Annotated in this window: 8 protein-coding genes and 1 pseudogene; 6 read left to right on the plus strand and 3 right to left on the minus strand. The window is 58.8% G+C overall.

What is annotated here, in order from left to right; all coding sequences use genetic code 11:
• Nucleotides 1–4,823: pseudogene (locus QK296_RS28230) on the plus strand (LapA family giant adhesin); the annotation flags it as partial.
• Nucleotides 4,824–4,974: 151 nt separating this feature from the next.
• A complete protein-coding gene (locus QK296_RS28235; protein ID WP_003187438.1) occupies nucleotides 4,975–5,313 on the plus strand; it encodes a hypothetical protein in 339 nt (112 codons plus the stop codon).
• Between the two features lie 125 nt (nucleotides 5,314–5,438).
• Here QK296_RS28235 and lapD read toward each other — a convergent pair whose 3' ends face one another.
• Complete coding sequence (lapD, locus tag QK296_RS28240; protein WP_057709486.1) at nucleotides 5,439–7,385, minus strand: cyclic di-GMP receptor LapD; 1,947 nt, start codon at nucleotides 7,383–7,385, stop codon at nucleotides 5,439–5,441.
• A 14-nt stretch (nucleotides 7,386–7,399) separates the two neighbouring features.
• Nucleotides 7,400–8,092 (minus strand): cysteine protease LapG, encoded by a 693-nt coding sequence (gene lapG, locus QK296_RS28245; protein WP_003187434.1) that lies wholly within the window; start codon nucleotides 8,090–8,092, stop codon nucleotides 7,400–7,402.
• Between the two features lie 250 nt (nucleotides 8,093–8,342).
• Between lapG and QK296_RS28250 the strand changes: the two genes are divergently transcribed.
• The 4 genes from QK296_RS28250 to QK296_RS28265 all read left to right on the plus strand — a co-directional run bounded on the left by QK296_RS28250 (nucleotide 8,343) and on the right by QK296_RS28265 (nucleotide 14,508).
• The gene (locus tag QK296_RS28250; RefSeq protein ID WP_003187432.1) at nucleotides 8,343–9,050 is read left to right on the plus strand and encodes a GntR family transcriptional regulator; all 708 of its coding nucleotides are present in this window, start codon (nucleotides 8,343–8,345) and stop codon (nucleotides 9,048–9,050) included.
• A gap of 381 nt (nucleotides 9,051–9,431) precedes the next feature.
• Nucleotides 9,432–10,190, plus strand: a complete 759-nt coding sequence (locus QK296_RS28255) for a DUF3050 domain-containing protein (protein WP_003187430.1) — start codon at nucleotides 9,432–9,434, stop codon at nucleotides 10,188–10,190.
• Nucleotides 10,187–11,134, plus strand: coding sequence for a diiron oxygenase (locus tag QK296_RS28260; RefSeq protein ID WP_003187429.1), 948 nt, complete (start codon nucleotides 10,187–10,189; stop codon nucleotides 11,132–11,134). Before QK296_RS28255 ends, QK296_RS28260 begins: the two co-directional genes overlap by 4 nt.
• Nucleotides 11,131–14,508, plus strand: coding sequence for an amino acid adenylation domain-containing protein (locus tag QK296_RS28265; RefSeq protein ID WP_282392226.1), 3,378 nt, complete (start codon nucleotides 11,131–11,133; stop codon nucleotides 14,506–14,508). Before QK296_RS28260 ends, QK296_RS28265 begins: the two co-directional genes overlap by 4 nt.
• 63 nt (nucleotides 14,509–14,571) lie before the next feature.
• Here QK296_RS28265 and QK296_RS28270 read toward each other — a convergent pair whose 3' ends face one another.
• Complete coding sequence (locus QK296_RS28270) at nucleotides 14,572–16,452, minus strand: methyl-accepting chemotaxis protein (protein WP_034134475.1); 1,881 nt, start codon at nucleotides 16,450–16,452, stop codon at nucleotides 14,572–14,574.
• Between the last annotated feature and the right edge of the window lie 327 nt (nucleotides 16,453–16,779).

Consider the following 16,779-nt stretch of genomic DNA (forward strand, 5'->3'; position numbering starts at 1 on the left):
TCGGTACTGTGACCGTGCCTGCGCCTACCGATGACGTGTTCATCGATAAGAGCACTCAGACCGTCAAGATCACCGACGCTTCGGGCGGCAACTTCGAAAAACTGGAAGTTGCAGGCAGCGGCGCGACCACTACGATCAACGACACTATCGACAAGGTCGATGTGGTCCTGACCGCCACTACCACCGTCGGCGAAGGCGGCAATATCGTCTACACCGCCAGCCTTGTGGATAAGAACGGCGCACCGGTGACCAACATCACCAATCCGCTGACCGTGACATTGGATAACGGCCAGACCATCACTATTGGCGTAAACCAGTCGAGCGGTTCTATCACCACCATCGCGCCAGACGATGTCTACAAAGGCGACCAAACCGTCACCACCGCCATCAAAGGCGTGACCGGCGGCGAGCACTTCGAGAACCTGGTGCCGGGCACGACGGCGGTGAACACCACCGTCACCGACACACCAGGCTCCACCGACCTGACCACCGTTACCCTGACTGCCCCGACCGCGGTCAACGAAGGCGGCCAGATCACCTACACCGCCACCTTGAGCAACAAGGCCGGTAGCGACATGCTGGTCCAGCTCGACAACGGTTCGAGCATCACTATCAAGCAAGGTGAGACCGTGGGCACGGTGACCGTCCCGGCGCCTACCGATGACGTGTTCATCGACAAGAGCACCCAGACCGTCAAGATCACCGGCACCACCGGCGGCAATTTCGAGGGCGTGACCATCACACCTGCGGGCGCCACGACCACCATCAACGACACCATCGATGACGTGACCGTGGTACTCAAGGCCACTGGCTCGGTCAGCGAAGGCGGGCAGATCGTCTACACCGCGTCCCTGGTCGACAAGAACGGCGCAGCCGTGAACAACGTGGGCTCCGACCTGGTGGTAAGACTGGATAACGGCTCAACAATCACCATCGGCAGCGGCAAGTCCACCAGCTTCACGACGGCTACCGCACCGAACGATGCTTATGTCGGCGCCAATGATGTCAGCGCCAAGATCACCGGCGTGGTCAGCGGTGGCGACAAGTACGAGCATCTGATTGTTGATGGCAGCCCCGCGGTCACCAAGGTCACGGATGTAGTGACTGATACCAAAATCAGCATTACGGGCGACGGTTCGGTCACTGAAGGTGGCACCGCCCACTACACCCTGACCTTGACCAACCCGCCGCAAACGGATGTGACCGTGACGCTCAAATACAGCGGCACCGCCACTGACGGTTCGGACTTCACTGGCGTGTATACCGTGAAGATCCCGGCAGGCTCCAGCAGTGTGCCGTTTGATATCCGCACGCTCGACGACAAGATTACCGAGCCTACGGAACAGATCGTCATCACCATCGACAAGGTCACCGGAGGCAACTTCGAGAACCTGGTGATCGACAAAGGCACTGTCACCACCAACATCCTCGACAACGATGCTCCGCCGGTGATCGACCTGGATGCCAACAACTCCAGCGGCGCCACGGGTGCTGATTACAAGACGACGTTTACCGAGGGTACCGCCGGGCCGGGCGTGTCGATCGCCGACACGGATATCAAGATCACTGACCCAGACAGCACACTGCTGACGGGCGCGACGGTCACGCTGACCAACGCACAGGCCGGTGATGCCCTCAATCTTGGCAATAGCGTGAATGGCATCAGCGTCAGCACCAACAACCAGACGGGCACTATTACCCTGACGTTGTCCGGCAGCGCGACGCTGGCCGACTACATGCAGCAGATCAAGAACATCACGTTCACCAACAACAGCCACGACCCGAGCACCACGCCGCGCACCATCACCGTGACGGTGACCGATGGCGGCAACTACTCCAACGTGGCTACCACCACCGTCAACGTGGTAGCAGTCAACGATGCACCAGTGGCCACTGGCGGTGCCGTGACCGGTACGGAAGACACCGCGCTGGCCCTGACCTGGGCCAACTTCGGCGTGAGCGATGTGGACTCGCCACAAGCCAGCCTCGGGGTGAAAATCACCGAGCTGCCGGTAGCCGGCAAGCTGCAATACCTGGCGGCGGACGGCAGCACCTGGACCAACGTGACCAGCGGCCAGACCTTTACCAAGGCTCAGATCGATGGCGGCCAACTGCGCTTTACGCCGAACGCCAACGAGTCCGGCGCCGACGGTTATGGCGGCACTGGCGTGGGTAACAAGCAGGCGGATTACGCGCAGTTCAAGTTCCAACCAACCGATGGCAAGGACCTGGGTACCAGCGCCACGGTGAAAGTCGATATCACGCCGGTAGCCGACGCGCCGACCCTGAGCGTGGCAGACAACAACGTTGCCTCCACCGGCCTGGTCAAACAGGGCTGGAACAGCATTGCCGGCCTCGGCAACAACGGCAACGGCGCTGCACCGGACGTGCTGAAAAAAGCCATCGATAACGCGGGCACGCCGAACAACACCTCGGTGGTGACCAACGTCGAGTCTGTCGACAACGTCGCCGCCGGCTCTGGCTCAAAAATCTCCGGCCTGATCTACATGGAAGCCGGCAAGAGCTACACCTTCAGCGGCATCGCCGATGACAGCGTGGTGGTCAACGTTGGCGGTAAAGATGTTGCCAGCGGTTTGTGGGGCACCAACAGCGGCAAGTTCAGCGGCTCGTTCACGCCAACCACCACCGGTTACTACAGCCTTGAGATCTACCAGGCCAACCAGGCGGGCCCAGGCAGCTTCGACGTGAACCTGTCGATCAACGGCGGGGCGGTGCAGAACCTGAGCACCAGCACCGTGCCGTTGTACACCGGCCTTACCGACCTGACCAACGCCGGCGTCACCGTATCCGACCTGCATGGCAGCAACGGCGACGGTTACTACGTGGGCTACAAGCTCAACGAAGGCCAGGAGAACGGGACGGTCAAACTGTCCAAGGTCACCACCGCGCTGACCGACACCGACGGCTCCGAAACCCTGAGCGTGAAGATCAGCGGCATTCCGGCAGGCTCGGTGCTTACCGACGCATCGGGGCACACCTTTACCGCGGGTAAAACCGTGGGCGAAGTGAATGTCACCGGCTGGGACCTGAACACCCTGACCATCAAGCCGCCGACCTACTACAGCGGCCAGTTCAACCTGACGGTCACCTCGACCTCCACCGAAAGCATTGGTGGTTCGGCGACTACCACCGCGCAGTTGCCAGTCACGGTGCACCCGGCGACCTACAATCCGGTCACCGGCACCTCAGGCAGCGACACCATCAATGGCAGCGATGGCAACGACATCGTCGTGGCCGACGTCGCCGGCCTGAACGTGGTGCAGGGCAAGAACTACAACATCGCGTTCATGATCGATACGTCGGGCAGTATGGGCGCGAGCTCGATAGCGGCGGCGAAAGCCTCGCTGACCACCACGTTCAACTCGCTGAAAAACAGTATCGGCTCCAGCACCTCTGGCACCGTGAACATCTTCCTGGCGGACTTCAGTGACCAGGTCAATCGCACGGTGACAGTCAACCTGAAAGACCCAGGTGCGTTGGATTCGCTGCAGAAAGTCCTGAATTCCATGGTGTCTACCGGCGGGACCAACTACGAAGATGTGTTCAAGGCCGCGTCCAACTTCTTCAAAAGTGCCCAGGCGACTGGCAACACAGACGCAATCAACACAACGTACTTCATCACCGATGGCCAGCCGACGTTTTACCAAGCGGCCGAGCAGACCAACCCGTACTTGTACGGCAACGTCAGGCTCGATGATGTCGTCACCATGAACAACTACACCATAGGCACCGCCACCCGGATCAACATCGACTCGAGTCACTTAATTGATATCGACTCTGCTGGCAAGGTAACCCTGTGGACCAACAACTGGTGGGGCTGGGGGCAGTCCAACCCGGGAACAATCCATGCCCAAGGGGATGGCACCTATGAAATATCGGTACAAGGCGGCCTCGGGTACGAGACCGACTACTCCACCACCCTCAACTCCAACAGCGCGTTCGCACTGCTCAAAGGCCTGTCCACAGGTGGCGTAGAAGCCATCGGCCTCAACAGCGGGGTCAGCTTGAACCAGCTGGCTCCGTACGACAGCGATGGCAAGCCGCAAGCCAACATCGATCCGAAGGACCTGGCCAACGCGATCCTCGGCCACACCGAGGCGACGTTGCCTGGCGCAGACACCGTCATCGGGGGTGATGGCAACGACATCCTGTTCGGCGACCTGGTGAGCTTCAGCGGGATCAACGGTGAGGGTTACAACGCACTGCAGGCCTTTGTCGCACAGAAGACCGGCGTGGCTGTCTCGGCAGTGACTGCCTCTAACGTTCACCAGTACGTCACCGAGCACTATGTGGACTTCGACGTCTCCGGCGCCAAAGATGCCGGCGACACACTGTTGGGCGGCGCTGGCGATGACATCTTGTTCGGCCAAGGCGGCAACGACACGCTCGATGGCGGCAAAGGCAATGACATCCTGCTGGGTGGCACGGGTAACGACACGTTGATTGGCGGCCAGGGCAACGACATCCTGATCGGTGGCTCGGGTGCCGACACCTTTGTGTGGAAGTCTGGCGACATCGGCAACGATGTGATCAAGGACTTCAAGGCCTCGGAAGGCGACCGCATCGATCTGCGCGATTTGTTGAAAGGTGAAACCGACAGCACCATCGACAACTACCTCAAGATCACCACGGTAGACGGCGTGTCGACCCTGCAAGTGAGCAGTGAAGGCAAGCTCAACGCCGCCGGTGGCTTGGCCAATGCCGATGTGACGATCAAGCTGGAAGGCAACGACTGGTCCCACACCAGCATCAACTCGCTGATCAGTGGTGCCGACCCGACCATCAAGATCGACCACACTTAAGACACGATTAATCGGCCGCCCTTTCAGGCGGCCGTTTTTTTTGGCCTGCGGGTGGCTGGCCCTGGCGGACGGGGCATCGCATACTCACGCCCATACACGCCGCGTTGACCTATGCTGTTGAACGCCTGTGGCGCATTTTCGAGGGGTTGTTATGTTTTACGTGCAACGTGATGCACAGGGCGCGCTGGTTCGCGTAGAGGCTGCTGCCTTTACCGAATCCACTGAAACCCTGCCGGCCGATCACCATGAGATACAGGCCTGGTACGCCAACGAAGTGGTGGAAACCAGCCTGGCCCAGCTCAAACAGAGCGACTTGGAGATGATCCGGGTGCTGGATGACTTGATCCAGGTGCTGACCCGCAAGGGGGTGATCAGCGTGACCGACCTGCCGCCGGCAGCCCAGGCCAAGTTGATGGACCGTAACCAGGCGCGGGAAGCGTTGGGTGGGTTGAGCCAGTTGATCGATGATGACGAGAAAGGATTGATTTAATCCAACCGCTCCTACGCACTGTAGGAGCGAGCTTGCTCGCGAAAAAACTCAAATCGCCACGGGGTGTCAGGCTTTGCGCGTTATCGTTGGCGATCTTCGCGAGCAAGCTCGCTCCTACAGGTAAATTATTTCCAGGGCGCGGGCTCGCCAAACAGTTGGCCCTGCACGCCGAAAATCCCCATCTCACGAATCACCTTCAGTTCGCCCTCGGTCTCTACACGCTCGGCAATCAGTGGCAGGTCGATGCTATGGGCCGCTCGCTGGATGGCCTCGATAAACAGGCGCTTGTCACTTTCCTGGTCGATGGCGCGAATGTAGCTGCCGTCGATCTTCAGGTACGCCAGGCCCAGGCGCGCCAGGTTACCGATCATGCTGAACCGCCCACCGAAACGTTGCAGGCTGAGGGAGAAACCCAGCTCGCGCAGGCGCTGGGTCATCTGTTCCAGCACGTGCTGCTCAGGCAATTGCTCTTCACCGATCTCCAGGGTGAGGCGCGGGCCCAGGTTGCTGTGCTGGCGTAGCAGGTCATAAATGCGGTTCAGGGCCTGGGGGTCCTGCAGGGTCGCGGCCGAGAGGTTCAGCGCCAGGTTCTCGGTGTGGCTGCTCATCTGCTTGAGCACCTGCTCCAGCATCAGGCGGTCCAGGCGGGCCGACCAACCGAAGCGCTCAAGCCAAGGCAGGAAGCGCCCGGCCGGTATGGTGTGGCCGTCTTCGTCTTGCAAGCGCGACAGCACTTTGTAGTGCAAGACCAACTGTGGGTCCTGGCTGGCCACCACCGGCTGGAAATACAGCTGGAAGCGCTGCTGGGTCAGGGCCTGGTCCAACAAGGTATGCCAGGCATGGTGATCGTCACCGACACTGGCGGCGGCGCTGCGGTCCAGGCACACCCAACTGGTGTCGCCCTGCGCTTGGGCCTGGGCCAGGGCCTGGTCGGCCAGGGTCAACAGGGCTTGGGGCGCGTCGCCATGGCTGAACGGTGCCAGGCCGATATAGGCGACCGGTGTAACGTCGCTGGCACCGGTCGCTTGCAGGCTGAGCAAGGTGCTTTCCAGGTTTTGCGCCAGTTGCACCGCTTCTTCACGCATCAACCCTGGCGCCAGCACGGCGAACTCACCGCCACGAATACGGGTAACGAGGTTATGGGTTTCCGGGTACGGCTCGCACTGACGCAGCAGTTGTTCGCCAACCGCTTGCAGCAACTGGTCGGTACGCTGGCCGCCCAGGCGCTGGTTGAGGCCAGCCAGGTCCTTGACCCGCAGCAACAGAAGGTAACCAGAGTTGGTCTCTTCCGGGTTACTGACGCGGGCGTTGAGCTGCATCTCGAAATAACGGCGGTTGGCGAGGCCGGTGAGGTTGTCCTGGTAGGATTCGGTGCGCAGCTTTTCGCTACGCTCAGCCTGCTCCTGGAAGAGCGCCTTGAGCTTTTCCACCATCTGGTTCATGGCCTGTACCACGCGCCGCAGCTCTGGCGTGCGGGGCAGGTCCGGCAGGCTGAGGAACTCACGGCGGGCAATGGCGTGGGATTGCTTGACCATATAGTCCAACGGCTTCAGTTGCCGGCGCAGCAGCAGCCCACCGAGCACCACACTGACCGCGCCGCACAGCAGCAACCAGCCCAGGCTGCCCAGGGCGCTTTGCCAGAGCTTGGCCAGGGCGAACATCGGATGGCTGACCACTTCTACCCTTGCGGCCTGTTCCCAGCCACGGCTGACCAACGCATCACCACCGGCCGGCTCCAGGCCGATCAGCTTGACGAACCAGTTGGGCACGCCGTTGTTGTCGGGAATACCGCTGCGCTCGACGATGGTTTTGTCGGTGGCCAGGTCCACGACGCGGATGCTGGCGTAGTAACCGCTGTCGAAGATCGAGCTGACCAGCAGCTCCACCATGGCCGGGTCGTCGATATTCGGAGTCAGCGACAACGCCAACGCCGTTGCGGCATCCTGGGCGTGGGAGCGCAGTTGGTTGACGTACTGGGTGCGCGAGCTTTCCAGGCTGACCATGAAGCTGCCGCTGAAGGCGACCACCAGGAACAGACAGATTGCGATCAATAGCTGTTTGAACAGAGACATCCGATCAGTTACTCCTAGTTGGCAGGCTCGGCTGGAAAGCCTTCCGCACGCATTTTTCTCAACACATCCTGCCAGCGCGACAGGCGTTTGGTATCACCGACTTTCTTGTTGCCCTTGGCACCGGGCAAGTACAGCCCCTCGGCGTTGAATGAGTACACCGGGACCAGATCGGTGCGACGGGTGGCCGGCAGGATCTCATCCATCAGGCTGTCGAGCACCAGTGGTACGGCGTCGGGGGTCGAGTAATAGGTCAGGACCATGTGCGCTCGATTCTGCCGCAGGGCCTTGACGTACGTGATGCGCAGTTTGTCGCTGGACACCCCCAGATGACGCAAACTGAAATACTTTGCGATGGCGTAGTCTTCGCAGTCACCGGCGCCTTTCCAGAGTGCTTCGACGGGTGTCTCCCAATAATCGACAACGTGCCAGAGATCGATGTCTTCCACGTAGGTCATTTGCTTGTTGAAGAACAAATTGACGACCTTGAGCTGCTCCTGCTCGCTGACCTGTTTTTGGCTCGCCAACAGCCGCTGCCAGGCGTCGATACGCTGCTGGCCTTGGCCCAACGGCCCGTAGACGGCGGTGGCCTTGCGGCTGATCTGCGAGAAATCCCAATCGGCACGTAGCCCGCCGAGCATCAGGCCAGCCAGTAAAATTGCTGATAAAAGCCAGCAAAGCAGTCGATAGGGAATAAAACTTACCGCCAAAGTGTTCAGTCCATGAAAGAGACGGAATTTCAACGAATGGTGAAGCCTGGCCCTACAAAAAACAATGGCACAGTGCAATCATTCGCGGGAGCCCCGTTTTTATAACCGCCGCTTGTGAGAGACACAAAGTATGCTGTGTAAGCCCTTACAAACGGAAACTTTGGCTGTTTGACAAGCGCTTGGCCCATCTTTAGTGTTCTTTGGATCCAATTAGCCAAACTATTATTCAAAAAGGGAGGATAGCGCAACCGTGACGCAGAAGCCGAACCCATTAAGCAGCATCAAAATCAGCGGGCCTATTCCCGCCCATCTTGCGCGCTCCGTTATTGAAGAAACCTTGCGTAATGCCATCCTCGATGGGCGATTGCCCTGTGGCACCGCCATGCGCCAGCAAGAACTGGCCAGCCTGTTCGGCGTCAGCCGCATGCCCGTGCGCGAAGCCTTGCGCCAGCTGGAGGCGCAATCCTTACTGCATGTGGTGACTCACAAGGGTGCCGTCGTCGCCCCCCTGATCGAGGACAATTCGGCTGAGACCTATGCCTTGCGCATGCTGCTGGAGTCCGAGGCCCTACGCCTGTCGATTCCGTTGCTCACCGACGCGGACCTTGCTCAAGCCGAGGCCTGTATCAATGCACTGGAAAGCGAAAAAGACTACACCGAGATTGGTCGGCTCAATCGCCTGTTTCACATGGTGTTGTACGGCAAGGCGCCCAACCAGCGGCTACTCACTCTGGTCGAGCACGGATTGAATGAGGAGGAGCGCTTTCTGCGCTTCAACCTTGAAGCGATGGGGCTGGGCGAGACTTCCCAGGAGGATCACCGCGAACTGCTGAGCCTGGTAGCGCAGAAGAAGGTCGAGGAGAGCATCCTGACGCTGCGTAACCACTTGATGCGAGGCATGGAGGTAATCGCGACCTACCTCAGGGGCCTTGAGAGCGCCGACAAAAAAGCCGGGTAGTCGGTTTTTTTCGCTTGAGCCCTTAATACTTACGTGACGGAGCAACTTCCCTATCCGGATTTTTGCCCCGTCAGACATATTAAAAAAATCAACTAAAGGACAATTAACGCCGACTTAGCGCACGGAAAAATCCCACCTACAACCTGGCAACTTACCGCACATATAAACATCCGCAAAGTCCTTTAATACATTTGTATACCGGTTCAAACATTCAATCAGCTTATTATCTTCGTCCAGCAAGCTCCGCTTTCACAAACCGCTGCGACCGCCTATTTAAAAGGGAGCGTCGTGCGCGTGGTCGCGGCCAAGTTACTCTTACATCCACAACTATAATATTCCAACACTGCTTTTACAGCACTCGCAACAACTATAGGCGTCAACATGCATCAATATTTACTTGAGCAAAAAAAACAAAAACTGTTCGGCCACCCGTTATTTATAGAAATAACCACTCTTGGCAAGTTACAACACTTTATGCAATACCATGTATTTGCTGTGTGGGACTTCATGAGCCTGACCAAACGTCTGCAACAGGACCTGACCGGCACGCAACTGCCCTGGCTCCCCTGCGCTGACCCGCACGCTGCCCGCCTGATCAATGAAATCGTATTGGCGGAAGAGTCGGACGAGCACCCGACACGGGGCTATTGCAGCCACTTCGAGCTGTACCTGGACGCCATGACGGAAGTGGGCGCCAGCACTGTCGCAATCACCCGCTTTATCGAGTTGCAAAGCCAGGGAGTGGAGGTAAGCGCAGCGTTGCAAATGATCGGTGCGCCTCAGGGCGTGGCCCGCTTCGTCGACAGCACCTTACAAATCGCCTTGAGCGCCCCGACCCACTGTGTGGCGGCGGCGTTCCTGCATGGCCGCGAGAGTGTAATTCCGTCTATGTTCCAGAGGCTTTTGCATAGCCATGCTTTCATAGGTCGGCAGGCCCCTACGTTATGTCACTACCTCAGCCGCCATATCGAAATGGACAGCGATGATCACGGGCCTGCGGCGCATCAGTTGCTACAGCGTCTGTTCGAAGCAGACCCCAGCCGTCAGAGACAGGCCGATAACGCCGCCCTGGGCGCCGTGGAGAGTCGTATAACCCTCTGGGACGACGTACTGGCCTCGATGCAAGAGGTACGCCCGTGAACGCCGCCCACTACCAATCCTTTGCCGATGACTGGGAGCGTCGCGCAACCATCCGCACACGCCCCCGGCGGATGTTGGAAGACGACGACAAACTCATCTTCCCCCTGTGCCGCCAGCCTCTGGTGCTGAGTGCAACCTTTCTCAAGCACTGCCCACAATGGCGCGACTTCGTACTGATGCAAAGCTTCTATAAATTCATCAATGACGTGGTGATTTTCGAAACCGAGATCGTCGACAAAACCGCGCGCAGCATCGCTAAAAATCGCTTCTCCCTGCCCTTCCCGCTCGCCTGCCGCTACGACGCGATGACAGTCGTTGTCGACGAGGATTACCACGCGCTGGTCGCGCTGGATTTTCTGCAGCAAGCCGTGGAGATGACCGGAATCCAACCGCTTGATCTACCCGGGCAAATTGAATTGGGCCGCGCGCTGCCGGCAGCCCAGGCGCAGGTACCGGTATGTTTGCACGATGCCGTTGAGTTGATCGGCGTCGCCATCGCTGAGAACACCGTCACCCATGACGTCGCAGCATTTTCCAAAGACGGCAGCGTCAAATCTTCTGTCCGCGGCCTGATGGCCGATCATCTGTTTGATGAAGGGCGGCATGCGCGGTTCTGGACACAGTTGGTGCGTCTCTACTGGCAGTCGGCAAGCCCGCAAGATCGCGACCACATTGCCCAAGCCCTGCCCGTGTTCCTGACGCACTACCTGACCAACGACCTACAAAAAGACTTCGATCTGCAACTGATCGAACACTTGGTTATCAGTGCCGACGCTCGCCTGGCATTGCGCGATGAAATCCAGGCGCTGGACTTTCCCATCACCCATCAACATCCGCTGGTGACCAATATCATGGGCTTTCTGCACCACAGCGGTGTCCTGCAAACCCCTAGCGTGGCACGAGCCCTGAGCGACTACCTGCCCGTAGCGAGGAAGTTGGCATGAGGCGCTTGCAGATCGAGTGGCGTGGCACCAGTAAAGCTCTGGAGGCGCTCAAGCAGGAGCTGGAGCAATATGGGCATGTGGCAGGAGCGGGGTCTATCGACCTGATGATTGACGACGGGAGTCAGCCGCTGCCGCCCTCGCCCACCAGTGCGCCTTGGTTAAGCTTGCGCGTGGGTATCGGCCCGCTCTGCGAACACGGGCTGCCCTTACTGCAGTTGCGCTGCTATGACCGCGAGCGGCGCCTGCTAGCTGTGCAAGACGTTGCCCAGGAGCCCAGCGGCAATGGGCAGCGGTTGCGCCAGCAGGCAACGGATGCATTGGTGGAATGCGCTGCTTTGTTGGTCTGCGGTTTCTCTAGAGATCCCGCTTATTTCTCGGCAACGGCCACTGCTAACGCCTGGCCTGAACAGAGTCTGCAAGAGCTGGATGCCTTGGCTTTCATGCACCGGTTCAACCACACGGCGGACTCTGCCTTACTGCACGCGGCCCGAACGCCCATGATCGAACGGCTGCAGGCCAGCCTCAATACCTTCGCACATCGAACAGTGCTGAACACCGCCGGTCATGCGCTGACTTATCGGCAGCTCCAGCAACAAGCCATGGCTATTCAACAACGCCTGCTTCCCTTGCTGGAGGATGCCGAGGCTCCACAAGTGGTCGGCGTATGCCTGGAGAAATCCGCCGAGTTGTACGCCAGCATTCTCGCGGTGCTTGGCTGTGGCGCCGTGTATTTGCCGCTGGTGCCTGACCACCCGGAGCAACGCCAGCACTGCATGCTGACCAGCCTCAAGGCCTGTGTGCTGCTGGAGAATGGCCAGCACCCATTGCGAGAGCGTTTCGTTTCACTTGATGTGAGCCAGGTTGCCGCGCACAGCGCCGACATGACGCAACCGCTGATGCGCCGTCATCCCCGTGCCGACGAGCCGTGCGTGGCACTGTTCACCTCGGGTACGACGGGCCAGCCTAAGGGGGTACTGCTGAGCCAATACAACCTGGCGCATTTCACGGCCTGGCTCGTCAGTTGCGTGGCGTTGGATCAACACAGCCGCGTCCTGCAGTTTTCGCCGCTGGGCTTCGATTCGTCACTGATCGATATTTTCCCGACCTTGGTCGCCGGCGCCGAGTTGATCGTCCCCACCCCAGACCAACGTCACGACCCTCAGCAACTGCTAGAGCTGATTCGCCAGCAACGCGTCACGCATGGGTTCGTGCCACCGGCGCTGCTCAGTATCCTGCCGCTGGATCAGCCATTGGGCATGACCCATCTGCTGACCGGAGGTGATTTCTGCGAGCCCTGCGTGATCGAACAACTGGCCGATCAATGCCAGTTACATAACCTCTATGGGCCGACCGAGGCCACTGTGCTGGCGACCCATCGAGTATTCCAACGGGGCGACAGCCATCGCAATGTCGGACTTCCCATCGCCAACAGCCAGGTGCTGATTCTCGACGAGAACCTGCAGCCCGTGGATGAACAGGTAATGGGCGACTTGTACATTGTCGGTCCCGGAGTAAGCCTGGGTTATTCGAATACACCGTCCCTGGCCGACAATCCGTTCGTGGCACTGACACTGCCCAATGGGCAAGTGCTGCAGGCTTATCGCAGCGGCGACTTGGCGAAATGGACGCAAGTAGGCATCGAGCTGGGCGGCCGTCGGGATGAGCAAGTCAAGATCCGCGGGTTTCGAGTTCAGCCTCGGGATATTGAACAGTGCTTGCGCGATAGTCGCTTGTTTCGCCAAGTGGCAGTGGTGATCGATGCGGCACACAGAATCATCGGGTTTGTCGCCCAGCCAGAACCTGGCGCTACGCTGGCAAGCCTGAAGGAATACGCTCGGCAATGGTTGCCCGTGCACATGCAGCCAAGCGCTTGGAGCGAGCTGGCAGGCATGCCCCGTTCGAATAACGGCAAGATTGATCGCAAAGCCTTACTGGCCATGCCAATAACTACACCCGTCGGGGTGAGCCGCTGCCGCGTACAAGACCCTTTGCAGGCACAACTGGCTGACCTGTGGGGTGAACTGTTGGGATTACCCGCTGGCGACCTCTCGATCGATGAGAGTTTTTTCAACCTCGGTGGCCACTCCATCCTGTTGTCGACCCTGTTGCTACGCCTGCGCGAGCAGTTTGGTCGTAGCTTCTGCCTGAGCCCCTTTTTTGAGACGCCGACCATCCGCACATTGGCCGCACTCATGGATGGCGACACGCTGCCGGATACCCGGTCCAACCAGATGGAGCAAGACGCGACGCGAGCACTGGAGGTCGAGACGCTGCCCGCGGCCCTTGCGGGAGACACGCGCAAAGCCATCGTCACCGGGGCGAACAGCTTTGTCGGGGTGCATATCGTCCAGGCACTGCTGGCTGGCGGCGCGCAGGACGTGGCGTGCCTGGTGCGTGAGTTACCCGGCCATTCGGCGGCGGCAAGGTTCGCCCAGGCTTTGCGTGAATACCGCTTGGAAGATCTGGACCTGAGCCGAGTGCAGGTATACGCCGCTGATATTCGTAAACCCCGCCTGGGCTTGGCCGATAACGTGTACGAGCACCTGGCCCGCCATTACGGCGTGGTGGTGCATAACGCCGCGCAGGTCAATCATGTGATGGATTACGCCCCACTCGCCAAGGACAACGTCGAACCGGTGCTGGAGTGCCTGCGTCTTTGCGAGACCCATTGCAAGAAGGTCCTCAATTTCATCTCGACGCTCTCAGCCTGCAGCAGCGTGGACGCCGATGGGTACGTGCTTGAAACGCCTGCCCGGCGCACACTGCCGCTCTACGTGAAAAATGGCTACAACCTTTCCAAGTGGGTCGCCGAGCGGCTATTAGGACGAGCAGTCGAGCAAGGGGCCTGGGTTAATATTCATCGTCCGGGGAATATCAGCTTCAACAGCCAGAACGGTGTTTGTCAGCCACAGAAAAACCGCTTGCTGTTGATGCTCAAGGGGTCTCTGCAATTGGGGCTCGTCCCGCGACTGGAGGCCAATTTCGATCTGATGCCGGTGGACTTCCTGGCGCGTTTCATCGCTTTCCATAGCGCTCATTTTGACACCGAGCGAAACGTGTTCAACTTGCACAATCCGCAGCCCTTGAATTGGGATCAGTACCTCGATGCCTTCAGCGAGGCTGGGCACGTTTTTGACCGAGTCAGCGTTGAAGAGTGGCAACGAGCGTTGCGCAAAGTGAGCCGTGATAACGCCCTGTTCGGGGTGCTGGGCTTTTATCTGGACGGGCTGGGCGAAGACATCGGTGACACGTCGATGATCCGTTACGACAATGCCCGGTGGGGCTTGGAAAAAATGGGGATGTGCTATCCACCCAAGAGCCAGGCGCTGTTACGCAAAGGCTGCGACTATCTGAGCGCTATTAGCTTCCTCTGAATAGCACCGTGGACGCAGGGCCAAGCAGTCGGAGCGAGTGGCCTCGCTCCGATGCAGTCAGGATCAGATCTTGAAGCTATCGACCAATTGCTTCAATCGGCTGGCCTGCTGGGACAGCGCATCGCAGTCCTTGAGCGTTTCGTTGAGGTTGGCCACACCTTGCTGGTTCAAGAGGTTGATCTGGTTGATATCGACGTTGAGGGTTTCAACCACTGCGGTCTGCTCTTCAGTCGCGGCCGCAACGGATTGGTTCATGCCATCAATCTCAACGATACGTTGCGTCACGCTGACCAAGCGCTCACCTGCCTGATTGGCGACTTCAACACTTTCTTCGCTGGAAGCCTGGCTGGCGTTCATGGTGGTCACGGCTTCACGAGAGCCCACTTGCAGCGAGGTGATCATCTTGTGGATTTCTTCTGCCGACTCCTGGGTACGGTGCGCCAAATTACGCACTTCATCCGCCACCACGGCAAAACCACGCCCGGCTTCACCAGCACGGGCCGCTTCGATCGCCGCGTTGAGGGCTAGCAGGTTGGTTTGTTGGGAAATGCCTTTGATCACATCCAGGATGTGCCCGATGTTATCGGTACTGGCATTGAGGGTTTCGATCTGAGTGCAAGACAGGCTGATCTTTTGCGACAACTCAGACATCGCCTGGATGGTTTGCTCCACCACTTTACGACCATCGTCAGCTTGTTCGCTGGCACCACTGGCGTGCTGGGACGCATCAGCGGCGTTACGCGCGATTTCCTGGGTGGCAGCACCCAGTTCGTTGATGGCTGCAGCCACGCTGTTGGTACGTGCGCTCTGTTCGTCAGAGCCGATGATCGACGCATTCGATGAAGCCATCACACGCTGGGACAAATCGTGCACCTGGCGTGTTGCCGAAGACACTTCGGAAATCGATGCGTGGATTCGCTCGACGAACTGGTTGAATGCGCTGCCGACCTCACCGAACTCGTCTTTGCTGGTCACGTCCAGGCGTCGGGTCAAATCACCTTCGCCTTGGGCAATGTCCTGCATGGCCACGCCCATGGTGGTCAGCGGGCGCAACAGTACTTGAATCAACAGGCTCAGGAGCACCGCAATGGCCACAACGGCGATCAACATCGCAATCAAGGCCGAAGTGCGGAATTTGCCTAGTGGGGCATAGGCTTTTTCTTTGTCGATCGACAGGCCTATGTACCAGTCAGCGCCAGGCAAGCCGCTGATAGGCGTGAAAGAGAGGATGCGATCCTGTCCTTTGAGTACGACGTCCTGATTGAGCTTCTCAATGCGCACGTTGGTGCCAGGGTAGATGTCCTTGAGGTTCTTCATCACCTGGTCCTGGTCCGGACTGACGATGACCTGGCCATCGCCGCTGACCAGAAACGCATGGCCGATACCACCGAAGTCTACCGAGTTGATGATCTTCACCAGTGTCTGCAGGCTCAGGTCACCACCGACAACACCCAACAACTCGCCGTTCTTTTTCACCGGCATGGCAATTGTCACGATCTGACCGCCCACAGCCGCCATATAAGGCGGAGTAAGCATGGTTTTGTCCGCGAGTACTGCTTGCTTGTACCAAGGGCGCTGACGAGGGTCGTAGTCGTCAGGCATCTTCGCGTCAGGGCGCTGGGTGAATACCCCGCTGGCTTGTCCCACATAGGTGAACTGGAAGTTGCTGGTAAGCGCTGGTTGATCGACCAAACCAGGAAGATCGGCGGCGCTGCCCTGGTGGGCAACGTTTTGCGCCAGGTTCTCGAGAACCAGGATGCGACCACTGAGCCAGTTCTGCACACTGCTGGCAGTGAGCTCGCCGGATTGCTGGATGGACGACGTCAGGTTTTGCCTGATGGTGCTGCGCTGCAGGTAGTCGTTGTAGAGCGTGAATAACGCGAAGGCTAAAACCACGACGCCTGACGCGGCCAACAGAATTTTATGACTGAACTTGAGATTCATTTCATCGACTTCTTTTGCCAAAGGGGGGTGAGCGTGCCGAGTGGAACATTCCATGTAACGGGATAGGCGGACTCTGCGGTCGCTCTATTTCGGTGCACGCATGGCTCGTCAGGCTTTCGGCCAAACTTCGACAAATCTTAGGAATTTGTGAGAAGCATCTTCTTTTAGCGTAGGAAACCGACAGGCGGTAAGTGTCGCGTAGATGGGCTGTGACGGGCCGCCCTAAACGACAAAACCCCTGTCTGCGTTAGCAGACAGGGGTTTCGGAATTCAATCTTGACGATGACCTACTCTCACATGGGGAAACCCCACACTACCATCGGCGAT

This window comes from Pseudomonas sp. AL10, from assembly GCF_029960685.1.
GTDB lineage: Bacteria > Pseudomonadota > Gammaproteobacteria > Pseudomonadales > Pseudomonadaceae > Aquipseudomonas > Aquipseudomonas lactis.

What these genes read in the sequence shown, in the direction of transcription:
- QK296_RS28255 (WP_003187430.1), top strand. Translation starts at nt 9,432, where the DNA reads ATGCATCAATATTTACTTGAGCAAAAAAAACAAAAACTGTTCGGCCAC.
- lapD (WP_057709486.1), bottom strand. Translation starts at nt 7,385, where the DNA reads ATGTCTCTGTTCAAACAGCTATTGATCGCAATCTGTCTGTTCCTGGTG.
- QK296_RS28265 (WP_282392226.1), top strand. Translation starts at nt 11,131, where the DNA reads ATGAGGCGCTTGCAGATCGAGTGGCGTGGCACCAGTAAAGCTCTGGAG.
- QK296_RS28270 (WP_034134475.1), bottom strand. Translation starts at nt 16,452, where the DNA reads ATGAATCTCAAGTTCAGTCATAAAATTCTGTTGGCCGCGTCAGGCGTC.
- QK296_RS28235 (WP_003187438.1), top strand. Translation starts at nt 4,975, where the DNA reads ATGTTTTACGTGCAACGTGATGCACAGGGCGCGCTGGTTCGCGTAGAG.